This is a genomic window from Thalassotalea ponticola (assembly GCF_041379045.1).
GTDB classification, from domain to species: Bacteria; Pseudomonadota; Gammaproteobacteria; order Enterobacterales; family Alteromonadaceae; genus Thalassotalea_A; species Thalassotalea_A ponticola.
This window is the reverse complement of sequence record NZ_CP166871.1, coordinates 3017271-3031948: the sequence shown is the minus strand read 5'-3', so window position 1 is coordinate 3031948 and position 14678 is coordinate 3017271. Positions and strand designations below refer to the sequence as shown.

Below are 14678 nucleotides of genomic sequence, written 5' to 3'. Positions count from 1 at the left end.
GAGAGGTTAAAGTGGCCAAACTATTGCGCGAGCAACTAATTAAGCATTTGGCAACGGGGCAGTTTGTCTCTGGCCAACAATTAGCGGAACAACTCGGGGTATCTCGTACTGCCATTGCCAAGCACGTCAAAGCCTTGACCGAAATGGGCCTTGATATTTTTTCGGTTCGCGGCAAAGGTTATAAACTCGCACAACCGATAACGCTGCTTGATCAACAATGTATATCAAAGCATTTAGCCACACTCGGAGCTACCAATGTCGTTGATGTGCACACCTTGATTGATTCAACCAACAGCTACTTGATGCGACGTTTACCCAATAGAGTGGCGCATCAGCAAGTGTGTATCGCAGAATACCAATCAGCGGGGCGCGGTCGCAGGGGGAAACAATGGCATTCACCGTTTGCGTCACATTTGTATATGTCGATGTATTGGCAACTAGAGCAAGGTTTAGCGACGGCCATGGGCATTTCGCTTGTGGTAGGGTTGGCGGTTAGTGATGTGTTGATCAATCAATATCAATTACCCGCGCAAGTAAAGTGGCCAAACGATATTTATATTAACGGTAAGAAATTAGCCGGTATCTTACTGGAATTAGAAGGGGCCAGCGCAGGCGCTGCACACTGTGTAATTGGCTTGGGGCTTAACGTTAACATGCCATCGCTGGCAGCAAGTAAGATAGGTCAACCGTGGACGGACTTAAACCAACACGTTGGAACACCTCTCGATCGCAATTTATTGTCAGCACAACTTATTTACCAGCTCAATATTCGCCTTAACCAACACCGGCGCAACGGTTTAGCGCCGATGCTCGACGACTGGCGTAAGCGCGATTACTTTTACAATCGCGATGTGCAGATCAACTCAGCTAACAAAACCAGTAAAGGCGTTTGCCGAGGCATTAATCAAAATGGTGCACTATTGTTAGAAATAGATGGTAAGGTACAGTCGATTTACGGTGGTGAAATAAGTTTGAGGGGAGTGGAGTAAAACCATGTATTTACTAGTCGATGCCGGCAATACGCGGCTCAAGTATATGCTCTCAATCGATGGTGGTATTGGCGAGTTAGCGCAGTGCAGTAATCGCGAGTTCCTGGAACGACTTGCCGCCTTTACCGACCTTAAGGCCATTGCGTTGGCCAGTGTTGCCAATGACGCGTTTAACGAGCAAATTGCGCAATGGGCGCAACAACAACAAGTCAATTTTATCTTGTTAGAAACACAAGCCGAGTCGTTTGCGATAAAAAACAGCTACGCCAATTATCACACTATGGGAGTAGACCGCTGGTTGGCCGTGGTTGGGGCACAGTGGCTATATCCCCATCGCAACGCCATCATAATTGACTCTGGTACTGCGACGACCGTTGATGTGCTATCGGCGAATAAGCAACACCTAGGTGGTTGGATTGCACCTGGTATTCAACTTATGGCCAACAGTCTGTTTAGTCATACGGATAAGGTATTTGGCGAGGTAAGCTCGGTGAGCCGTTTAGCCTTTGGCACCTCAACCTCTGACAACGTAAATTTCGGTGTGTGGTCTAGTGCGGTTGGCTTGGTTGTGCAGGCACAGCGATTGTGTGAGCAACACCAATTAACTGATCCTCTGCTGTTGTTCACCGGCGGCAACGGTGCAGAGCTAAATAAGTTAGGTGACTTTAACGGCGCGGTGATACCCGACTTAGTTTTTCACGGTATCGCGCGTTTTTTGCGTGATTCACAGCACTGCGAGCAGTTAAATTAACCGCGCAAAATCGATGGCGCTAAAATTTAGTACAGTTATTGTACAAAAAAATAGCAAACGAAAAAAAACTCCAATTTTTTTTGATTTTGCTATTGCAAGGTGCAAAACATTACTCTAGAATTCGCCTCACTTAATGCAGTGCCGACTTAGCTCAGTAGGTAGAGCAACTGACTTGTAATCAGTAGGTCGCCAGTTCGACTCCGGCAGTCGGCACCATTAACTCACCTCGTTCCTAAACGTTGGTGACGAAAGAATTTTGGAGGGGTTCCCGAGTGGCCAAAGGGATCAGACTGTAAATCTGACGGCTCTGCCTTCGGTGGTTCGAATCCACCTCCCTCCACCATATTTCGCTAGATAGCAGATAGACGCGCGGGTGTCGTATACTGGCTATTACCCTAGCCTTCCAAGCTAGAGAAACGGGTTCGATTCCCGTCACCCGCTCCATTTGGAATTCAGGATGCTGATGTAGCTCAGTTGGTAGAGCGCACCCTTGGTAAGGGTGAGGTCGGGAGTTCGAATCTCCCCATTAGCACCACTCCTGACTCGCTTTTTTGAAGAACCTTCCTAGTCCGTCTATTCTTTGTTTTTAACGCGAAACATTTTAGGGTGTGTTGATTTTCTCTTGCCTATGAATACAAGAGATTTAGTGATTAATACAGGCCTGAATCTGAAAACAGCGTGAATTTTCGATCTGTAACAACAGTGTCAATTGATAACGCGCTATGCAAACTATTGTTTTGTACTTTAAAGGTAATTGAAAATGGCAAAAGAAAAATTTGAACGTTCGAAACCGCACGTTAACGTTGGTACAATCGGCCACGTTGACCACGGTAAAACAACTCTAACTGCTGCTATCTCTGCAGTTTTAACTAAAACTCACGGTGGTGAAGTTCGTGATTTCGCACAAATCGATAACGCTCCAGAAGAGCGTGAGCGTGGTATCACAATCAATACTTCTCACATCGAGTACGACACAGCTGACCGTCACTACGCGCACGTAGACTGTCCAGGCCACGCCGACTACGTTAAAAACATGATCACTGGTGCTGCTCAAATGGACGGCGCGATCTTAGTAGTTGCAGCAACTGATGGTCCAATGCCACAAACACGTGAGCACATCCTACTTTCTCGTCAGGTTGGTGTACCTTACATCATCGTATTCATGAACAAATGTGACATGGTAGACGACGAAGAGCTTCTAGAGCTAGTAGAAATGGAAGTACGTGAACTTCTATCTGAGTACGACTTCCCAGGTGATGACTTACCAGTAGTTCAAGGTTCAGCACTAGGTGCATTGAACGGCGAAGCTCAGTGGGAAGAGAAAATCCTTGAGCTAGCGAACCACTTAGACACTTACATCCCAGAGCCAGAGCGTGCGATTGACGGTGACTTCATCCTTCCGATTGAAGACGTATTCTCAATCCAAGGTCGTGGTACTGTTGTAACAGGTCGTGTTGAGCGTGGTATCATCCGTGTAGGTGACGACGTAGAAATCGTTGGTATCAAAGACACTACTTCAACAACTTGTACAGGTGTTGAGATGTTCCGTAAGCTTCTTGACGAAGGTCGTGCTGGTGAAAACTGTGGTGTTCTTCTTCGTGGTACTAAGCGTGATGAAGTACAACGTGGTCAAGTACTTGCTAAGCCAGGTTCAATCACTCCTCACACTAAGTTCGAGTCAGAAGTATACGTACTAACTAAAGATGAAGGTGGTCGTCACACGCCATTCTTCAAAGGCTACCGTCCACAGTTCTACTTCCGTACAACGGACATCACTGGTGCAGTTGAGTTACCAGAAGGTGTAGAAATGGTAATGCCAGGCGACAACTTAAAGTTTGTTGTTGAGCTAATCAACCCAATCGCGATGGACGAAGGTTTACGCTTCGCTATCCGTGAAGGCGGCCGTACTGTAGGCGCTGGCGTTGTATCAAAAATTATTGAATAATTTTTGAAATAGCTAAAAAAGAAGGTCGCATTTGCGACCTTTTTTTTACGCCGACAAAAGTACGTACGACTTCACGGAGTTCCGTGATGACAAATTCGATTAGAAAAATGTCCTAGTGGACAATTTTCCAGAATTTGCCAAATGCCTCAGGTATTTGGATTAACCATTGATGGTTAACCTGTACAGTAGGTGCTGGTGTTGACAAAAAACTGCTCCTGCGTTTTTTGCATTCTCACCTTCCGTGGCGGTTTATCTAAAATCATTGAATAATGATTTTTAAACACTAAACCTGAAAAGAGCAGCCATTGGCTGCTCTTTTTGTATGTACGGCCGGCTTCACGGCTGCTCTTTTTGTATGTTTGTACTAAGCGTTAGTATGCGTATTTGCTCAACCGCTTCAGCTTGGTCGCCAGCTTTGCGTTGCGATTGTCACGCACTTGGCCGTCACTATTGGCTAGAGGTTGTGCAATGGCATACGATGCGCCACTGCAAACCGGGCTTAGATCGCTTTCGCGCTTGTCACTGCGTTGGTACATGCTTGTCAGTTGATAATCTTCAGCAGTATCGATTAAGTAGGCCATATCATAGTAAAAGCCACTGTCGACTTGCCAAGCAGCATCGCTGTTGGAGCGAGTTAATACAACATCAAAATATTCACCATTTTCGAAAAGTTCAAAGCTCCGTTGGTTGGGAGTATCCACCGTCATAGTCTCATAATAAATAACCTCGTCAGCTGCTGAATGTAATATCAGATTGGTTGAGAAGACTGTTACTGTTAAGGTATCTTCATCTTCTAACGTATACTGACCCAACACGCTAGCCGTGCCGTGGTAATCGACGTACAGATCTTCCGTAACGGTGATCAAATCGTAATATCCATCGTCTAAGTCGACCAGTTGGGTATACAGGCTAACATTTAGCTCGTTTTCTATTGATTCACCTGTGTAATAGCAGTCTTCTCCTAGGTCATATTCATCACCGAGGTAATCGTAAAATTCTGCACTGTAGTTGCTGCGAAATACCATGTAGGCTACGTCAACTAATCCATCGATTTGCGCTGACGAATCCCAAACCCCTGCTAGTTGAGAAATACTTGGCGTATAATCGGGATAATTAGGCGTTTTGGCGCTAACCGTGTCGGTGCTATCGCCGCCACCGCAACCGTAAAGCGCGGCTATCAAAATGGCAATAATTGCTTTTTGCATCATACATCCTTGTTATTTTTCGTTTTAATTATTAGTACGTTACTGCTTTTTGTGGTGGGTGGCAATAGTCCAAATGATCTTGGTAAAATCGTCTATCAGGTCATAACTTATGCGTTACTGATGTTGACGAGAAGAGGGCATAGCTAAGAGCAATATCATAGGCAAAGACAATAGATACAGTAACAAATCCAATCAATGATTAAACCTATGTATTAAAGAGCGGTGGCCAAGGCACACTCCGTTAACAGGCGCTGTTTGTGTTTTGCCAAAGACAACCCCTTTCGTCTCTTGGCTCTATCTTATCTGGCGTTGTACATCGCACGTACTGCAGTAAGACTTTACCCTTTTGTATATCGCGTTCTCGGTTTACAAAAACATCACACTTTAGCGGTATCGAACGACAATTAAATCTTGAGTAATTGGATAAGCTAAGTATAATAACCGTTCACTTCTCATGTAATTCTCAATTTTCCCTTCGAAAGCGCAGAAAAAACACATGATAAGTGTATCGGTACCATCGAGGTACCACAAAGATTTAGGGGTGTAGTTCCAATTGGTAGAACGGCGGTCTCCAAAACCGACGGTTGGGAGTTCGAGTCTCTCCACCCCTGCCAAATATTTTCAATCTCGCTATAGGAGCGAGGTGCGTTTGTCTTGATGTTGACAGGAACAGGTCAGAAGTTATGAATGCAAGTACAGAAACCTCACAAGGTGGTTCTCTAGATACAGTTAAGTGGATTGTTGTTTTTCTACTTTTAGGTGGTGCCGTGTTCGGCAACTACTACTTTGGTGAAGAGTCGGTATTATTCCGTGCGTTAGGAGTTGTTGCCGCAGTTGCTATTGCTGCAATTATCGCTTTGCAAACCGAAAAGGGTAAAGCGTTTTTTAGTTTTGCTAAGGAATCTCGTACTGAAGTACGCAAAGTTGTATGGCCTACAAAACAAGAATCTATGCAGACAACCGGTATTGTTATCGTTGCAACATTAATTATGTCACTGATTCTTTGGGGACTAGATAGTCTATTATATGAAATCGTAAGCTTTATTACTTCGCTATAGGTGCACTAATGTCTGAAGAAATCAAATTAAGATGGTATGTAGTTCAAGCTTTTTCTGGCTACGAAGCCCGCGTTCAAAAAACGCTTTTAGAGCATATTAAAATCCATGGCATGGAAGACAAGTTTGGCCAGGTATTAGTGCCGACCGAAGAAGTTGTTGAAATGCGTGCTGGTCAAAAACGCAAAAGTGCGCGCAAATTCTTCCCTGGCTACGTGTTAGTTGAAATGGCTATGGATGAAGAAGCGTGGCACTTAGTAAAAAGCGTACCTCGCGTACTGGGCTTTATTGGTGGGACGTCAGATCGTCCAGCACCAATTACTAAAGCCGAAGCGGATCGTATTTTACAGCGTCTTGATGAGTCTTCAGAAGCGCCACGTCCAAAAACCTTATTCGAACCAGGCGAAGTGGTACGTGTTATCGACGGTCCATTCGCTGACTTTAACGGTGTGGTTGAAGAGTTGGATTACGAAAAAAGCCGAATCAAAGTATCGGTATCGATTTTCGGTCGTTCAACCCCTGTTGAACTGGAGTTTTCTCAGGTTGAGAAAACCTAGTCGAGTTATCGATGAAAAAGCCGTGCTAAGCACGGCTTTTTTGTATCTGTACGATGAACACTGAACTTACGCCTCGCTAATTGCGTAATGGCACTACATCAATTATCATCGCCTTGTCGGCCTAGTTTTTTGACGTATCTCTATTTGCTATGATTTCCCAATTATTCACTAATCGCACGCAATACATTGCGGCCTCCCTTATCACTGTATTTATCGCTTGGGGGGCGGTGCTGAGTGTACAGCCAAATATCGGTACGTTAGTAAGTGATTACTTTGCATTCTTCTTTCTGGGTATAGGCGGCGCGATAGCGGCCAATTCAACCGGGGCCGGTGGTGGTGTGGTGTTTGTGCCATTCTTTGATGCCATCGGCATGCACATTGACCAAGTGATTGCCACCAGTTTTGCTATTCAATGCTTTGGCATGACGGTTGGCAGTATATCTTGGTTGCTCTTTTTTAATTCAAACAGTAAGCAGAGAGTCGAGCGGGTAAATCTGCTTTATCAAGCCTTATTGGCAAGTGTGCCGTTTTCGATTGCGGGTCTATTGCTAGTCCAGTATTTACCGATTGCACCAGTTGCATCAATCAATCTGATATTCAGTGTGTTTTCATTGGTGTTTGGCATAGTCGTTTTGTACCACTGTGCCTATTTGAATAAGCGCTCCACGCATCGAGGCGCAAAAACGCTCACGGCGAAAGAAGTCGCCTTAATTGCCTTTGTTAGTTTTATCGGTGGTATTATTACCGCGTGGATTTCGGTTGGCGTCGGTGAAATTGTCGCGGTTATCTTGTTAATCCGCGGCTTTTCTGTGATGTTTTCCGTCGCCACCGGGGTTATTGTCTCGGCAATTTCCGTGATCTGTGGCGTACCTTATTTTATCGAATTGTCTCTAATCAACACGCAGGTGTTAATGTTTGCTGCACCCGGTGCGATGGTTGGCGCGTTATTAGCTCGCTATTTAGCACTGTGGCTCGGCGCACAGCGGCTTAAGCTATTTCTCGGTAGCTGGATTCTACTCGTGGGCATCGCCGGTATCGCTTAATTATTGTACCGCTAGAAATAGCCTGACAGACTGGGGATTAGTTCGATTTCGAGACATTAATTGGGCCTATATCGGCCAACGTAATAACAGCAGTTTATCCCTATTAATCGGCTCTAAAGCGTTGTCAAAACAATGATTTTCAGGAGCCATCACGCGAATATTTACCCACCTGAGCTAAGTCCTTAGTACCTTGTCACCAACGGCGAATTAAAAAAATGTCGTCCGTGCTTGCTTATTGTTCATTGATTAATATATAATCCGCTGCCGATTTTATTTAACGCAAGTAAAATCGTTTTTATTAACCGGGGAGCTGAATTGTTTCAGCGTTATCACCCAAACTAAAGGTATTAAACAATGGCTAAGAAAGTCCAAGCTTTAATCAAGCTACAGGTTGCTGCTGGTGCAGCTAACCCGTCACCACCAGTTGGTCCTGCTCTAGGTCAACATGGTGTAAACATCATGGAATTCTGTAAAGCGTTTAACGCACGTACAGATTCTTTAGATAAAGGCGCTCCAGTTCCAGTTGTAATCACAGTTTACAACGATCGCTCTTTCACTTTTGAAACTAAGACTCCACCTGCTTCTTACTTACTTAAGAAAGCTGCTGGTATCAAGAGCGGTTCAGGTCGTCCTAACACTGAAAAAGTTGGTACTGTTACAACAGCTCAACTTGAAGAAATCGTTAAGATGAAAGAGCCAGACTTAACTGCTGGTTCAATGGAAGCGGCTGTGCGTACTATTGCAGGTTCAGCTCGTGCAATGGGTTTGGTAGTAGAGGACTAATCAATGGCTAAATTATCAAAACGCGCTCGTCTAATCCGTGAAAAAGTAGACGTATTGAAAGAATACGAAATCAATGAAGCAATCGCTTTATTGAAAGAGTTAGCTACAGCTAACTTCAAAGAGTCTGTAGATGTTGCTGTTAAGCTAGGCATCGACGCTCGTAAATCTGACCAAAACGTTCGTGGTGCAACTGTACTACCTCACGGTACTGGCCGTGACGTTCGTGTTGCTGTGTTCACACAGGGCGCAAACGTAGAACTAGCTAAAGAAGCTGGTGCAGACATCATTGGTATGGAAGATCTAGCTGAGCAAGTAAAAGCTGGCGAAATGAACTTCGACGTTGTTATCGCAACTCCAGATGCGATGCGTGTTGTAGGTCAACTAGGTCAAGTATTAGGTCCACGTGGTCTAATGCCAAACCCTAAAGTTGGTACTGTAACTCCAGACGTAGCTACTGCTGTTAAGAACGCAAAAGCTGGTCAGATCCGTTACCGCAACGACAAGAATGGTATCATCCATTCTACTATCGGTAAGGTAGATTTCGACGCTAACCAAATTGAAGAAAACCTAGTTGCATTGCTAGCTGCGCTTAAGAAAGCTAAGCCTGCACAAGCAAAAGGCGCTTACTTCAAGAAGGTATCTCTTTCAACGACTATGGGCGCTGGTGTAACTATCGCTCAAAACTCTTTGTCAGACATCTAATAAAGCGTTTACAGTGGGTGAATTTTAATCTATAATTCGCCCCCTAAATTTTTGGTAGGTGTTGAACAACGCGGTTTACAATGTAAACACTGTTCAGCTCCCGTCAAAGACCGTAGGTGTTGTTGAGATCTTAAGCACTTCATGAGTGTGATTAACACAGCTTAATTTCCTACGTAGATGGTGATTACCCAGATATTTTCCTAAATTTCTGGCTCTCGCCGTAGAGGCCTAAGACGCGTGCGTTTTAGGAGAGTTAAATACCGGTTATCCGGTGAACCAGGAGTTAAAGCCAATGGCTATTAATCTTGATGATAAAAAAGCAATTGTTGCTGAAGTTCAAGAAGCTGCCTCTGGCGCTCTTTCAGCTGTTGTTGCCGACTCGCGCGGTGTAACAGTTGAAGCGATTACTGCATTGCGTAAGCAAGCTCGTGAAAACGGTGTATGGATGAAAGTCGTTCGTAACACGTTAGCACGTCGCGCAGTTGAAGGTACTCCATTCGAATGTTTGAAAGAATCATTCGTAGGTCCTTCATTAATCGCATTCTCAAGCGAGCACCCAGGTGCTGCAGCGCGTATCTTCAATGATTTCGCTAAAGAAAACGCAATCTTTGAACTGAAAACTGCTGCATACGAAGGTGAAGTTGTTGACGTACAAGTACTAGCTAAGCTACCTACTTACGACGAAGCAATTGCACGCTTGATGAGCGCAATGAAAGAAGCATCTGCTGGCAAACTTGTACGCACTATTGCTGCAATTCGCGATCAGAAAGAGCAAGAAGCAGCTTAATTGCGCTGTTAGCTTGTATTTATATAGTTTTTTATCTAACAGCGTGTTGGCTGTTTAAATTTTATAGGAAAGATGATTATGTCTATCTCTAAAGACGATATCTTAAATGCTGTTGCTGAAATGTCAGTAATGGAAGTTGTTGAACTTATCGAAGCAATGGAAGAGAAGTTCGGCGTTTCTGCTGCTGCTGCTGTTGCAGTTGCTGCTGACGCAGGTGCTGCTGCTGCAGAACAAACTGAGTTCGACGTAGTTCTAGAAAGCTTCGGTGGCAACAAAGTTGCTGTTATCAAAGCAGTACGTGGTGCTACTGGTCTTGGTCTTAAAGAAGCTAAAGAAGTTGTTGAATCAGCTCCTAAAGCTCTTAAAGAAGGCGTTTCTAAAGAAGAAGCTGAAGCTCTTAAAGCTGAACTTGAAGAAGCAGGCGCAACTGTTGCTATCAAGTAATCTGTATACATACAGATTAGCTGCCTAATTTAGGCAATGGCTGGTGACTAATGTCACCGGCCTTTTTGCGCTAAAAGAGATTGTTTTTTAAACGGTTAGTTGATAATGTTTAAAGTTATCGTCTTTTTTAACGTGAATACAAGTTCTTACATCACAACATTGCGTTCTTTGAGTCAATCAAAGCGCAGTTTACGGTGAGAGCTATATCTGAGTTTTAAGCAAATGACCCAAGAGATATTTGCTTAAGATTTAAAGAGATTTACTCCTGGCGATGCCACCCGGCTGCCAGGTTGGCCATAACGAGCAAGATGAGGAACCCATGGTTTACTCTTATTCTGAGAAGAAGCGTATTCGAAAGGATTTTGGTAAGAGCGCTCAGGTAATGGATTATCCATTCCTGTTGTCTATCCAACTCGAATCTTTCCGCAAGTTTATTGATATCGATGAAATGGGTACAGTTGGTTTAGAAGCTGCATTCCGTAGTGTATTTCCAATTAAAAGTTATTCTGGTAATTCAGAATTACAATACGTAAGTTACCGCTTAGGTGAGCCTCTATTTGATGTGAAAGAATGTCAAATCCGTGGCGTTACCTACTCAGCGGCTTTACGCGTTACTTTGCGTTTAGTTATTTACGATAAAGAAGCTGCGCCAGGTACCATTAAAGATATTAAAGAACAAGAAGTTTACATGGGCGAAATCCCATTGATGACAGAGAACGGTACGTTCGTTATCAATGGTACGGAACGTGTAATCGTATCTCAGTTACACCGTTCACCTGGTGTATTCTTTGATCACGACAAAGGCAAAACTCACTCATCGGGTAAAGTGCTTTACAACGCACGCGTAATTCCTTACCGCGGTTCGTGGTTAGATTTTGAGTTTGATCCGAAAGACAATCTATTTGTTCGTATTGACCGTCGTCGTAAGCTACCTGCATCGATCATCTTACGTGCGCTTGAGTACAGCACAGAAGAAATTCTGGCGATGTTCTACAGCACCACGCGTTTCGATATTAAGAAAAGCAAGATGGTTATGGAATTGGTTCCAGAACGTCTTCGCGGTGAAACAGCAACGTTCGATATTAAAATGCCAAACGGTGATGTGCTCGTTGAACAAGGCCGTCGTATTACTGCTCGTCATATCCGTGCATTAGAAAAAGAAAACGTTAATACTTTAGACGTACCAGCAGACTACATTGTTGGTCGCGTATTGGCCAAAGACTACGTCAACAAGAGCACAGGCGAGCTAGTTGCCGCAGCGAACACAGAACTAACCCTAGAGTTAGTTGCTGAGTTAGTTGAGGCTGGCTATAAGTCGCTTGAAACCTTGTACATGAACGAATTCGACTGTGGCTCGTACATGTCGGATACATTGCGTATCGATAGTTCGACTAACCGCTTAGAGGCGCTAGTTGAAATTTACCGTATGATGCGCCCAGGTGAGCCGCCAACGAAAGAAGCAGCGGAAGCGCTTTTTGACAACTTATTCTTCTCAGAAGAGCGCTATGACCTGTCAAATGTTGGTCGTATGAAGTTTAACCGTCGCGTTGGCCGTGATGAGTCAACTGGCGAAGGCGTATTATCGAACGACGATATCATTGACGTGATGAAAACCTTGATCACGATTCGCGATGGTAAAGGTGAAGTTGACGATATCGACCACTTAGGTAACCGTCGTATTCGTTCGGTTGGTGAAATGGCCGAGAACCAGTTCCGCGTAGGTCTTGTACGTGTAGAACGTGCGGTTCGTGAGCGTTTATCTCTTGGTGATCTTGATGCAGTAATGCCACAAGATTTAATTAACGCTAAGCCTATCTCTGCCGCTGTTAAAGAATTCTTTGGTTCATCGCAATTGTCACAATTTATGGACCAAAACAACCCGCTGTCTGAAGTAACGCACAAGCGTCGTATTTCAGCGTTAGGCCCAGGTGGTCTAACTCGTGAACGCGCAGGCTTTGAGGTTCGAGACGTACATCCAACTCACTACGGTCGTGTGTGTCCAATCGAAACGCCGGAAGGTCCAAACATCGGTTTGATTAACTCGTTATCTTGTTACGCTCGTACCAATGATTACGGTTTCCTTGAAACGCCTTATCGCAAAGTTGTCGATGGTGTGGTAACTGATGATATCGATTATTTATCAGCGATTGAAGAAGGTAACTTCGTAGTTGCACAGGCAAACGCTGAAGTTGATGCCGATAACAAACTTGTTGACGGCCTAGTGCCATGTCGTCACAAGAACGAATTCACCTTAATGCAATCTGATCAAGTTCAGTATATGGATGTATCACCACAGCAAATTATTTCTGTGGCTGCGTCACTTATTCCATTCCTTGAACACGATGATGCGAACCGTGCATTGATGGGTGCGAACATGCAACGTCAAGCGGTACCTACATTGAAGGCTGATAAGCCACTTGTTGGTACAGGTATGGAAAAAACCATCGCAGTAGACTCTGGTGTTACAGCCGTAGCTAAGCGTGGCGGTGTAGTGGATTACGTAGATGCTTCGCGCATCGTAGTTCGCGTAAACGAAAGTGAGATGGTTCCAGGTGAAGCAGGTATTGATATCTACAACCTAACCAAGTACACGCGTTCAAACCAAAATACGTGTATCAACCAGCGTCCAACTTGTAAAGTTGGTGAGCCGGTAGAACGCGGTGACGTATTAGCTGATGGTCCTTCAACAGACCTTGGTGAACTTGCTCTTGGTCAAAACATGCGTATCGCATTCATGCCTTGGAACGGTTACAACTTCGAGGATTCGATGTTGATCTCTGAGCGTGTAACCAAGGAAGATCGCTTTACCACAATTCACATTCAAGAGCTTAGCTGTATCGCACGTGATACCAAACTCGGTGCAGAAGAAATTACCTCTGATATACCGAACGTAGGTGAATCAGCACTTAGCAAACTTGATGAGTCTGGTGTTGTTTACATCGGTGCTGAAGTTAAGGGTGGCGACATCCTAGTTGGTAAAGTAACACCGAAAGGCGAAACTCAACTAACACCTGAAGAGAAGCTTTTACGTGCAATCTTTGGTGAAAAAGCTGCCGACGTAAAAGACAGTTCGTTACGCGTACCTAACTCAGTGTCAGGTACCATCATCGACGTACAAATTTTCACTCGCGACGGTGTTGAAAAAGACAAGCGCGCACTTGAAATTGAAGAGATGCAACTGAGCGAAGTCAAGAAAGACTTAGGCGATGAATTTAGCATTCTAGAAGACGGTATCTACGCTCGTGCCAAGAAGCTGTTAATGGCTGCAGGCATGAACGAGAGCGACCTTAACGGTATGTCTCGTGATCAGTGGTTGACGCAAAGTTTAGCTGACGAAGCACAGCAAACTGAACTTGAGCAAATCGCAGAGCAATACGATGCGATTAAAGCCGACTTCGATAAGAAGTTTGAAACCAAGCGTCGTAAGATCACTCAAGGTGATGATTTAGCGCCGGGCGTGCTTAAGATCGTTAAGGTTTACTTAGCCGTTAAGCGTCAATTACAACCTGGTGACAAGATGGCTGGTCGTCACGGTAACAAGGGTGTAATCTCGAATGTTGTTCCGGTTGAAGACATGCCTTACGACGAAAACGGTGAGCCGGTAGATATCGTGCTTAACCCACTGGGTGTACCGTCGCGTATGAACATCGGTCAAATCTTGGAAACTCACTTAGGTATGGCGGCACGCGGTATCGGTGAGAAGATCGATCGCATGATTAAAGAACAGCAAGAGCTGGCCAAACTTCGCAGTTTCTTGAAAGATGTCTACGCGGTTGGCGAATCTCGCCAAGATGTTGATATTGACAGTTTCTCAGACGATGAAGTTATGCGTCTTGCGAATAACTTAAGAGCCGGTTTACCAATTGCAACACCAGCATTTGACGGTGCGGCAGAAAAAGAAATTAAAGAGCTATTCCGCCTAGCGGATATGCCAGAAAGCGGACAATTCACGCTTTATGATGGTCGTACTGGTCGCGCGTTTGAGCGTCCTGTGACTGTTGGTTACATGTACATGTTGAAACTTAACCACTTGGTTGATGACAAGATGCACGCTCGTTCAACTGGTTCTTACTCACTTGTTACTCAGCAACCACTTGGTGGTAAAGCTCAGTTCGGTGGTCAGCGTTTCGGTGAGATGGAGGTGTGGGCATTAGAAGCATACGGTGCCGCATATACTCTACAAGAAATGCTAACAGTTAAGTCAGATGATGTTAACGGCCGTACGAAGATGTACAAAAACCTTGTTGATGGCGACCATCGCATGGAACCTGGCATGCCAGAATCATTCAACGTATTGTTGAAAGAGATTCGCTCTCTAGGTATCAACATTGAGTTGGACGAAGAGTAGAGCTTAGGTTCTCGTTAAAGTATATAACGGGAGGGTGAAAACCCTCCCAGATGTTAACTCCGACAGGAG

Annotated in this window: 12 protein-coding genes and 5 tRNA genes; 16 read left to right on the top strand and 1 reads right to left on the bottom strand. The window is 44.6% G+C overall.

The window, feature by feature from the left end:
* The first annotated feature begins 11 nt into the window (after positions 1-11).
* From birA to tuf, 7 genes are all read left to right on the top strand, one after another.
* Positions 12-989 (top strand): bifunctional biotin--[acetyl-CoA-carboxylase] ligase/biotin operon repressor BirA, encoded by a 978-nt coding sequence (birA, locus tag ACAY30_RS13315; RefSeq protein WP_290251680.1) that lies wholly within the window; start codon positions 12-14, stop codon positions 987-989.
* A gap of 4 nt (positions 990-993) precedes the next feature.
* The gene (locus tag ACAY30_RS13310; protein WP_290251681.1) at positions 994-1740 is read left to right on the top strand and encodes a type III pantothenate kinase; all 747 of its coding nucleotides are present in this window, start codon (positions 994-996) and stop codon (positions 1738-1740) included.
* 140 nt (positions 1741-1880) lie between these two features.
* Positions 1881-1956: transfer RNA gene (locus tag ACAY30_RS13305), tRNA-Thr, on the top strand.
* Positions 1957-1998: 42 nt separating this feature from the next.
* Positions 1999-2083 (top strand) — tRNA-Tyr (locus ACAY30_RS13300).
* 26 nt (positions 2084-2109) lie between these two features.
* Positions 2110-2184 (top strand) — tRNA-Gly (locus tag ACAY30_RS13295).
* A gap of 15 nt (positions 2185-2199) precedes the next feature.
* Positions 2200-2275, top strand: a tRNA-Thr gene (locus ACAY30_RS13290).
* Between the two features lie 225 nt (positions 2276-2500).
* Positions 2501-3685, top strand: a complete 1185-nt coding sequence (tuf, locus tag ACAY30_RS13285) for an elongation factor Tu (RefSeq protein WP_371189930.1) — start codon at positions 2501-2503, stop codon at positions 3683-3685.
* A gap of 371 nt (positions 3686-4056) precedes the next feature.
* Here the strand turns inward: tuf and ACAY30_RS13280 are convergent, their stop codons facing one another.
* Positions 4057-4893, bottom strand: a complete 837-nt coding sequence (locus ACAY30_RS13280) for a hypothetical protein (RefSeq protein ID WP_371189931.1) — start codon at positions 4891-4893, stop codon at positions 4057-4059.
* A 534-nt stretch (positions 4894-5427) separates the two neighbouring features.
* Here ACAY30_RS13280 and ACAY30_RS13275 point away from each other — a divergent pair.
* From ACAY30_RS13275 to rpoB, 9 genes are all read left to right on the top strand, one after another.
* Positions 5428-5504 (top strand) — tRNA-Trp (locus ACAY30_RS13275).
* Positions 5505-5573: 69 nt separating this feature from the next.
* Positions 5574-5948, top strand: a complete 375-nt coding sequence (gene secE, locus ACAY30_RS13270; protein WP_290252146.1) for a preprotein translocase subunit SecE — start codon at positions 5574-5576, stop codon at positions 5946-5948.
* Positions 5949-5956: 8 nt separating this feature from the next.
* Positions 5957-6502, top strand: coding sequence for a transcription termination/antitermination protein NusG (gene nusG, locus ACAY30_RS13265; RefSeq protein WP_290252147.1), 546 nt, complete (start codon positions 5957-5959; stop codon positions 6500-6502).
* A gap of 149 nt (positions 6503-6651) precedes the next feature.
* Entirely contained in the window at positions 6652-7545 is an 894-nt protein-coding gene (locus ACAY30_RS13260) for a sulfite exporter TauE/SafE family protein (protein WP_290252148.1), read from the top strand.
* A gap of 354 nt (positions 7546-7899) precedes the next feature.
* A complete protein-coding gene (gene rplK, locus ACAY30_RS13255) occupies positions 7900-8328 on the top strand; it encodes a 50S ribosomal protein L11 (RefSeq protein ID WP_290252149.1) in 429 nt (142 codons plus the stop codon).
* Positions 8329-8331: 3 nt separating this feature from the next.
* A complete protein-coding gene (rplA, locus tag ACAY30_RS13250; protein WP_290252150.1) occupies positions 8332-9030 on the top strand; it encodes a 50S ribosomal protein L1 in 699 nt (232 codons plus the stop codon).
* Between the two features lie 292 nt (positions 9031-9322).
* Positions 9323-9817, top strand: coding sequence for a 50S ribosomal protein L10 (gene rplJ, locus ACAY30_RS13245; protein WP_290252151.1), 495 nt, complete (start codon positions 9323-9325; stop codon positions 9815-9817).
* Positions 9818-9895: 78 nt separating this feature from the next.
* The gene (gene rplL, locus ACAY30_RS13240; protein ID WP_290252152.1) at positions 9896-10261 is read left to right on the top strand and encodes a 50S ribosomal protein L7/L12; all 366 of its coding nucleotides are present in this window, start codon (positions 9896-9898) and stop codon (positions 10259-10261) included.
* A 319-nt stretch (positions 10262-10580) separates the two neighbouring features.
* Complete coding sequence (rpoB, locus tag ACAY30_RS13235; protein ID WP_290252153.1) at positions 10581-14609, top strand: DNA-directed RNA polymerase subunit beta; 4029 nt, start codon at positions 10581-10583, stop codon at positions 14607-14609.
* The last annotated feature ends 69 nt before the right edge of the window (positions 14610-14678 follow it).

What these genes read in the sequence shown, in the direction of transcription:
- ACAY30_RS13310 (WP_290251681.1), top strand. Translation starts at nt 994, where the DNA reads ATGTATTTACTAGTCGATGCCGGCAATACGCGGCTCAAGTATATGCTC.
- tuf (WP_371189930.1), top strand. Translation starts at nt 2,501, where the DNA reads ATGGCAAAAGAAAAATTTGAACGTTCGAAACCGCACGTTAACGTTGGT.
- ACAY30_RS13280 (WP_371189931.1), bottom strand. Translation starts at nt 4,893, where the DNA reads ATGATGCAAAAAGCAATTATTGCCATTTTGATAGCCGCGCTTTACGGT.
- secE (WP_290252146.1), top strand. Translation starts at nt 5,574, where the DNA reads ATGAATGCAAGTACAGAAACCTCACAAGGTGGTTCTCTAGATACAGTT.
- nusG (WP_290252147.1), top strand. Translation starts at nt 5,957, where the DNA reads ATGTCTGAAGAAATCAAATTAAGATGGTATGTAGTTCAAGCTTTTTCT.
- ACAY30_RS13260 (WP_290252148.1), top strand. Translation starts at nt 6,652, where the DNA reads ATGATTTCCCAATTATTCACTAATCGCACGCAATACATTGCGGCCTCC.
- rplK (WP_290252149.1), top strand. Translation starts at nt 7,900, where the DNA reads ATGGCTAAGAAAGTCCAAGCTTTAATCAAGCTACAGGTTGCTGCTGGT.
- rplA (WP_290252150.1), top strand. Translation starts at nt 8,332, where the DNA reads ATGGCTAAATTATCAAAACGCGCTCGTCTAATCCGTGAAAAAGTAGAC.
- rplJ (WP_290252151.1), top strand. Translation starts at nt 9,323, where the DNA reads ATGGCTATTAATCTTGATGATAAAAAAGCAATTGTTGCTGAAGTTCAA.
- rplL (WP_290252152.1), top strand. Translation starts at nt 9,896, where the DNA reads ATGTCTATCTCTAAAGACGATATCTTAAATGCTGTTGCTGAAATGTCA.
- rpoB (WP_290252153.1), top strand. Translation starts at nt 10,581, where the DNA reads ATGGTTTACTCTTATTCTGAGAAGAAGCGTATTCGAAAGGATTTTGGT.